Origin of the sequence: Yinghuangia sp. YIM S10712 (assembly GCF_051388935.1) — a bacterium.
GTDB lineage: Bacteria > Actinomycetota > Actinomycetes > Streptomycetales > Streptomycetaceae > Yinghuangia.
The window spans coordinates 105,941-113,117 of the sequence record NZ_JBPKBI010000020.1 but is presented as its reverse complement, the minus strand read 5'-3'; the positions used below and the strand labels follow the sequence as shown (position 1 = coordinate 113,117).

At 72.0% G+C, this 7,177-nt stretch carries 6 protein-coding genes; 5 read left to right on the top strand and 1 reads right to left on the bottom strand.

Annotation, left to right across the window (positions count from 1 at the left end; translation table 11 throughout):
* The 4 genes from ACRX5W_RS28520 to ACRX5W_RS28505 all read left to right on the top strand — a co-directional run.
* Nucleotides 1-1,657 (top strand): thioesterase domain-containing protein (locus tag ACRX5W_RS28520; RefSeq protein WP_436791225.1); only part of this gene is annotated, 1,657 nt, incomplete at its 5' end.
* Nucleotides 1,658-1,696: 39 nt separating this feature from the next.
* The gene (locus ACRX5W_RS28515; RefSeq protein ID WP_436791224.1) at nucleotides 1,697-2,929 is read left to right on the top strand and encodes a cytochrome P450 family protein; all 1,233 of its coding nucleotides are present in this window, start codon (nucleotides 1,697-1,699) and stop codon (nucleotides 2,927-2,929) included.
* Nucleotides 2,930-3,097: 168 nt separating this feature from the next.
* Complete coding sequence (locus ACRX5W_RS28510) at nucleotides 3,098-3,454, top strand: nuclear transport factor 2 family protein (protein ID WP_436791223.1); 357 nt, start codon at nucleotides 3,098-3,100, stop codon at nucleotides 3,452-3,454.
* A 107-nt stretch (nucleotides 3,455-3,561) separates the two neighbouring features.
* Entirely contained in the window at nucleotides 3,562-4,794 is a 1,233-nt protein-coding gene (locus ACRX5W_RS28505; protein WP_436791222.1) for a cytochrome P450, read from the top strand.
* Between the two features lie 61 nt (nucleotides 4,795-4,855).
* On the opposite strand, the gene ACRX5W_RS28500 is transcribed toward ACRX5W_RS28505, so the two are convergent.
* Entirely contained in the window at nucleotides 4,856-5,293 is a 438-nt protein-coding gene (locus ACRX5W_RS28500) for a winged helix-turn-helix transcriptional regulator (protein WP_436791221.1), read from the bottom strand.
* Nucleotides 5,294-5,412: 119 nt separating this feature from the next.
* On the opposite strand from ACRX5W_RS28500, the gene ACRX5W_RS28495 reads away from it, so the two are divergent.
* Entirely contained in the window at nucleotides 5,413-6,912 is a 1,500-nt protein-coding gene (locus ACRX5W_RS28495) for an MFS transporter (RefSeq protein ID WP_436791220.1), read from the top strand.
* Nucleotides 6,913-7,177: the final 265 nt, after the last annotated feature.

Here is a 7,177-nt window from a genome sequence, read left to right as displayed (position 1 = left end):
TGTGTCGGCGGTGACGGGTGCGGTGGCGACGGCCGGGGAGTTGGCGTCGGCTGACTATTGGGTCGAGCATGTCCGCAAGCCCGTGCGCTTCCTCGACGCGGCCAACACCCTTGCCGCTCAGGGCGTCAGGACCTACCTGGAGGTGGGCCCGGACGGCGTGCTCGCCCCGATGATCGCCGACGCGCTCGCGGAATCAGGCGCTGGGGCCGCCGTGCCGCTGCTGCGCGCCGATCGCGACGAGCCGACGGCCGTCTACACCGCGCTCGCGCACCTGTTCACGCGCGGCGTCCACGTCGACTGGACACCGCTGTTCACCGCAGACGGAGACGCCGAGGCCGCACGGCCCCGCCGCGTCGACCTTCCGACGTACGCCTTCCAACACCGCCGCTTCTGGCTCGACGCCCCCGAGGGGAGCGACGCGGAGCCGTTCGGCCGTCCCACCGCGGCCGGTCCGGGCGCCGAACCAGGAGCGTCGGCCGGCCCCAGCCCCGTACGCGAGTGGCTTGCCGACCTCGATGCCACCGAACGCCTGGGCCGGATCCGGGAGTTGGTGGTTGCTCATCTCATCGGTGTGCTCGGCCTCACCGGGCTGGAAGGCGCCGACGACGACCGGTCGTTCAGCGAGCTCGGGCTCAACTCCCTTACGGCGTCCGAGTTGCGCCACCACCTCAACGCCGCGACCGGGCTGCGGCTCTCCGTCGCGGCCGTCTTCCGGAATGACAGCGTGGCGTCCCTGGCCCGCTACATCACCGACGAGTTGGCAGCCCACCAGTTCACCGCCGAGCCTTCCGCGCCCGGCCCGGCGATCGGCGCCGGGGACACGCCGCTCCTGAGCCTCTTCCGGCAGGCCTGCACCGCCGGGCGCGCCGCCGAGGGGATCCGGCTCCTTGCCGCAGCCGCCGAACTGCGCGGGCCCGCACCGACGGACGAGTCCGACACGGTCGTCGACGCGGTGCGCTACACCGCCGACGGCGAAGGCCCCCCGCTGATCTGCCTGCCGTCGCTGGTCGCACCCGCGCACCCCGTGCAATTCGCGCGATTCGCCGAGGAGTTCCGAGGCCGGCGCCCGACCACCGTGCTCGCCCCGCCCGGGTACGGCGACAAGGAGTTCCTGCCCGCGTCGCGCGAGTCCGCCGTACGCCTGCACGCGAACGCGGTGCGCGACACCGCAGGAGGCGGGCCTTTCGTGCTCGTCGGCTACTCGTCCGGCGGCTGGCTCGCGCACGCGGTCGCCGAGCATATGGAGCGCGACGCCGCGATGCCCGACCCGTCCGCCGTGGTGCTGCTGGACTCGTACGTGCCCGACGACCCGCACGTGGCCCGGCTCCAGGCCGCCGTCTACCGCGACCTGGCGGACCGAGCAGACCTGGCCGAACTCGTCGACGACGCCAAACTCGCCGCGATGGGACGGTACTTGGGGGTGTTCGGCGACTGGACGCCGCAAGCCCTCCGCTGCCCGGTCCTGCTGGTCGCCGCAGCCCGGTTCACCGGTACCGACCTGCCGGCCGACGTTGACAGTGGCCCCGACCCGGTCCAAGCCACCTGGCCCACGCCCCACGAACGCGTCGTCGTCGCGGGCACCCACACCACGCTCATCGAGGAGCACGCGTCCGGCGCCGCACTCGCCGTCCGCACCTGGCTCGACGCCCGCGTCTGAGCCCTCCCGCCCACCCCGCCGACGACACCGAGGAGTGCCATGACCGCGCCGGGATCCGTTTCCGCCGACGACCTGGACATGCTGAGCTGGGGCTTCGCCCAGGACCCGCACGGCGGCTACGCCGCGATCCGCGAACACGGCGGCGTGCGCAGGCGCGTCGTCAAGACGCTGGCCACCGAACTGCACGCCTGGGTCGTCACCGGCTACGACGACGCCCGGGCGTTGCTCGCCGACCAGCGCCTGTCGAAGGACGTCGAGCTCCTGCGCGACATCATGCAGGCCCGCGCCGTCCGTTCCGGCGAACCCCCCGCCCGCACACCGCGCACCATGCTCTTCAGCGACCCGCCCGACCACACGCGGCTGCGCCGCCTGGTCGGACACGCCTTCACCGCCCGACGCGTGGAGACCTTGCGGCCGTGGATCGAGAAGAGCACCGACGACATCCTCGACACCGTCGAACCCGGGGTCCCCTTCGACCTGGTCGAACGCCTCGCCATGGCCCTGCCCATCTATGTCATCGGCGAGCTGCTGGGAGTGCCGCAGGAACGCCACGGCGACTTCCGCGCCTGGAGCACGGCCCTCGCCGGCCTCGACACCACCGCCGAGGCGAAGCAGGCCGCCACCCGGCAGGCTTTCACGTACCTGACCGAACTCGTCGGCGTCAAGCGCGACCAGCCCGGCGACGACATGCTGTCGGCCCTGATCCAGGCCCGCGAGGAAGACGGCACACGCCTGGACCAGCCCGAACTGCTCTCCATGGTCTTCCTGCTCATGAACGCGGGGTACGAGACCACGGCGAGCCTCATCGGCAGCGGCACGTACACGCTGCTCCGCGCACCCGACCAGCTCCGGCTGCTGCGCGACAACCCGGGGCTGGTGCCTGGAGCGGTCGAGGAACTGCTGCGCTACGAAAGCCCGTTGAACCTGTCGACGCTGCGCTGCACCACCGCCCCGGTCACCCTCGGGGACGTGACGATCCCGGAGGGCGAGATCGTCTTCATCGCCCTCCTCGCCGCCAACCGGGACTCCGCGCGCTTCCCCGACGCGGACCGCCTGGACGTCACCCGGCCCGCCCAGGGCCACCTGTCCTTCGGACACGGAATCCACCACTGCATCGGCGCCCCGCTGGCCCGGTTGGAAGGGGAGATCGTGTTCGGAAAACTGCTGGAGCGCTTTCCGCACTGGGAACTCGCCGTGCCGGAAGACGAACTCGTGTGGAAGTTCAGCGCGCAGTTCCGGGCGCTCGAACGACTGCCCGTGCGCATGAGCTGAACCGCACCGGGCCGTCCGCCGCGGCACTGCCACCGCGGAGCCCGGCAGCACCGCAACACCCGGAAAAGCCCCACCGTTCGAGCCGCCCGCCCGGTGACATCGCGGAAACGGCGGTCCGAAATTTCCGAAACCCCTTCTGCATCCCACCTGAACCGAAAGGGCCACACCATGTCGAAAGCAGTCGTCGAATTGTTCTTCCGGGCCAGTGAGCGCGAGGAGGTCGACACCGCGATGGAGTGCTTCGCGAAGGACGGCATCTGGATCTCGCCGGAGGGCGACGAGCCCGGAACGACGTACACCATGGACACCATCCGCGAGTACCTGGTCCAGCAGATCGGCGTGCTGCGGGAGTTCGAGCGCCAGGGCATCTCCGTCGACTACGGGGAGTTCGTCGAGGCCGGTGACAAGGTGTACATCCAGGCCACCGTCCGGCAGCCGGACGGCAAGGTGCTCAACCGCTTCGTGGACGTCTTCACCATGCGCGACGGCAAGATCGCCATCAAGGACGTCTTCCGCAAGGGCTGACCTCTTCCCGGGCGGCCCCGGCACCCCCCGCACCGGGGGCCCGGGGCCGCCCGCGCACGCCCCCGCTCCGGCACCCCGTCCGACCAGCCCCCCAGGAGGCCGCGGTCATGACCACCGATGAGCAGACCGCCCGCACGGCACCGCCCACCCCCTATCCCTTCAGCGACGCCGACCGCCTCGACGTCGACCCGGCCTACGCCCAGGCGCGCGCGTGCCCCGCACTGACCCGGGTGCAACTCCCGTACGGCGGCTGGACCTGGCTCGCCACCCGCTACGACGACGTCAAACAGGTCGTCGGCGACCTGCGGTTCAGCCGCGAACAAGCCCTCGGCGACGACGAGCCGCGCGTCCAGCCCTTCACCCACCGCGCGGACGCCATGACCATGATGGATCCGCCCGAACACACCCGGCTGCGCCGCATCGTCACCAAGGCGTTCTCGGTGCGCCGCATCGAGCGCATGCGGCCCCGCACCCGCGAGATCGTCGACGAACTCCTCGACGACATCGTGCGCAAAGGCGCACCCGCCGACCTCATGCAGGCGTTCGCGGACATCGTGCCGATGATGGTCATCTGCGAACTCCTCGGCGTCCCCTACGAAGACCGGCACCGCTTCCGCACCTGGAGCGAAATCCTCGGCTCCACCGACGCGGGCGAGTCCGCCGAAGCCAGGATGGCCCGCATCAGCGCGGCGAACGACGAACTGCGCGCCTACCTCGCCGCGATGGTCGCCAAGCGGCGCGCCGAACCGGCCGAAGACCTCATGACCGTACTGGTCGAGGCCCACGACGACGGCGAACGGCTCTCCGAGGCGGAGATGGTCTCGCTGGCGTGGGCCGTGCTGCTGGCCGGCTACGAGATCACCGCCTGCGAGATCGGCAACTTCGCCTACACCCTGCTCACCAGCCCCGACCACCTGGAACAGCTCCGGCGCGAACCACACTTGCTGGAGTCCGCGGTCGAGGAGATGCTGCGCGTCGTACCGCTCACGAAGGGCGCGTTCTTCGCCCGCCGCGCCACCGAGGACATCGAACTCGGCGGCACCCTGGTGCGCAAGGGCGAGGCCGTACTGCCCTCGCTGATGTCCGCCAACCGCGACGAAAGCGTCTTCCCGGACGCCGCGACCATGGACTTCACCCGCAGCGGCAGCAGCCACCTGGCCTTCAGCTACGGCATCCACCACTGCCTGGGCGCGCAACTCGCCCGCATGGAGCTCCAAGTGGTCGTGGGCGCGCTCCTGGAGCGCTTCCCCGGCCTGCGGTTGGCCGTCCCGGCCCGCGAAGTCGTATGGCGCAGCGGCGGAATCCTGCGCGGGCCCCGGCACTTGCCCGTGGCCTGGTGACGCCGGGCCCGGCGCCGCGCCCGCGGGGCCGAAGGCCGGCGCGACCCGGCGCCGCCTCCGGTCAGGCAGCGTGGCCGGCGCCGCCCGCCGTGCCGGACGCGGCGGTGCGCCGTTCCCGCGAGCGCTCCTCGTAGGCCCGGCGCGCCGCCGCGATTTCCTCGCCGTGCTGCCGCGTCCACCCGCAGCAGGTCTGCATCAGAACGTAGAGTCGGCGCCCGAGGTCGGTCAGCTCGTATTCCACCCGCGGCGGAATCTCCGGATACGCGGTGCGCGTGATGATTCCGTCGCGCTCCATGGCGCGCAGGGATTCGGTCAGCACCTTCGGGGTGACATTGCGCAAAGGGACGTGGATTTCCGAGAAACGGCGCGGGCCGGATTCCAGACACGCCAAAATCCGTCCGGTCCATTTATCGCCGATGCGCACGGGCCCGGGCATGCCGCCGCAGTCGGCGAACATCCCGGGGTCAAGCGGGGCCAGCGGTTCATTCACCCCGCCCACAATACGTAACTATCGTTGCGGGAACCAGCGTTCGCCCCGCTACCGTGCCCGCGCGGCCGGCTCTTCCGGCCACCCCCTTGTGCACCCGGGCCGCGAGGCTCCCGGCGGAGGAGACGCCCATGACCACAGCCCGGTCGGACCGGCCCGAGGAGACCGACCGGTCCGACGCCCGCCCCGGCGGCGCGGCGGCGGGCAAGCCGGCCGGGCGGGTCGCCGTCCTGGCGGTGATCTCCCTCGCCCAGCTCATGATCACCCTGGATTCCACCATCGTGTCCGTCGCGCTTCCGTCCGTGCAGGACGCGGTCGGCCTGTCCGACACGGGTCGGCAATGGGTGGTCACGGCGTACACCCTCGCCTTCGGCGGGCTCCTGCTCCTCGGCGGGCGGCTCGGCGACCTCATGGGACGCCGTACCGCGATGCTCGTCGGGGTCGCCGGCTTCGCCGCCGCGTCCGCGCTGGGCGGCGCGGCGGGAAACCCCGCGATGCTCATCGGAGCGCGTGCCGCACAAGGCGTGTTCGCCGCGTTCATCGCCCCCGCGACCCTGTCGCTCATCAGCACGACGTTCGTCGAAGCCCGGGAACGCGCGACAGCCTTCGGGGTTTACACCGCCACCGCGATGTCCGGCGGCGCGGTCGGCCTGATCCTGGGCGGCGCGCTCACCGACTGGCTCGGCTGGCGCGCCTGCCTGTACGTCAACATTCCCATCGCCGCCGTCGTCCTCATCGGCGGGCTGCGCACGATTCCCCCGGCCCCGCGCCGCACGACCGACCTCGACCTCCTCGGCGCCGTGCTCGGCACCGGCGGCATCGCCGCCCTGATCCACGCCCTCGGCGAGGCCGAGACACGCGGGTGGGGCTCGGCGCCGATCATGGCCGCGCTGGCGGTCTCCGCGCTGCTCCTCACCGCGTTCGCCGCGGCGCAGTCACGCGCGGCGAACCCGCTCGTGCCGCTGCGGGTGCTGACCGACCGCGACACCGCGGTGTCGTTCGCCGCGCTCATGGTGTCGGCGTTCTGCACGTACGGGATGCTGCTCGGCATGACCTACCAGCTCCAGACGGTGATGCGGTACTCGCCGCTGGAGACCGGACTGGCGTTCCTGGCCTACGTGGTGACCGCCGTCGTCTTCTCGACCCAGGTGGCCGGGCGCCTCATGCAGCTCCTGCGGCCCCGCACGACGATCGCCACCGGGCTCGGGCTCTTCTGCGCGGGCCTGCTCCTGCTGACCCGGCTGGATCCGCACGCGACGTACGTTGCCGATGTGCTGCCGGCGCTGCTGCTCTTCGGTGTCGGCGTGGGCATTCTCACCGTCCCGGTCATGAACACCGTGATGTCCGCACACCGCAGCGGCGACGCGGCGGTTGTCTCCGCGCTCGTCAACGCCTCGCAGCAGATCGGCGGTTCGATCGGTGCGGCGCTGCTGAACACCATCGCGGTGAGCGCCGCGGCGTCGTACTACGCGGCCCACCCCGGCGGCCCGGAAGCCCGCACCGCCGCCGACGTCCACGGTTTCGCGGTGGCCTCCGCGTGGAGCACGGCACCCGCGCTGGTGACGGCCCTCCTCGCCCTCGCGCTGATCCGCGCCGACTTCCGCCCGACGGCCCGAAAAACGCCCGCCTGACCGGCGCGCCTGACCGCCCCTTCGGCCGCACGCAGCCGCCCCAGGCTGCCCGACGGGAAGCGCGCGTCGATACGCGAACCAACCTGCGCCCCGGCGGGCAGGTGGGGTACGCCGGGGCACGCGACCACCCGGCGCACGCGCGCCAGGCGGCGTATGCGGCTGCGCGACTCACGGGCTCGCCGGCCTACGCGCGACTCAGGCCGCGCCCGCGCCGAGACGCGCGAAAGGGGCGGAGGTGACCCTGAGGTCGCCTCCGCCCCGGGGC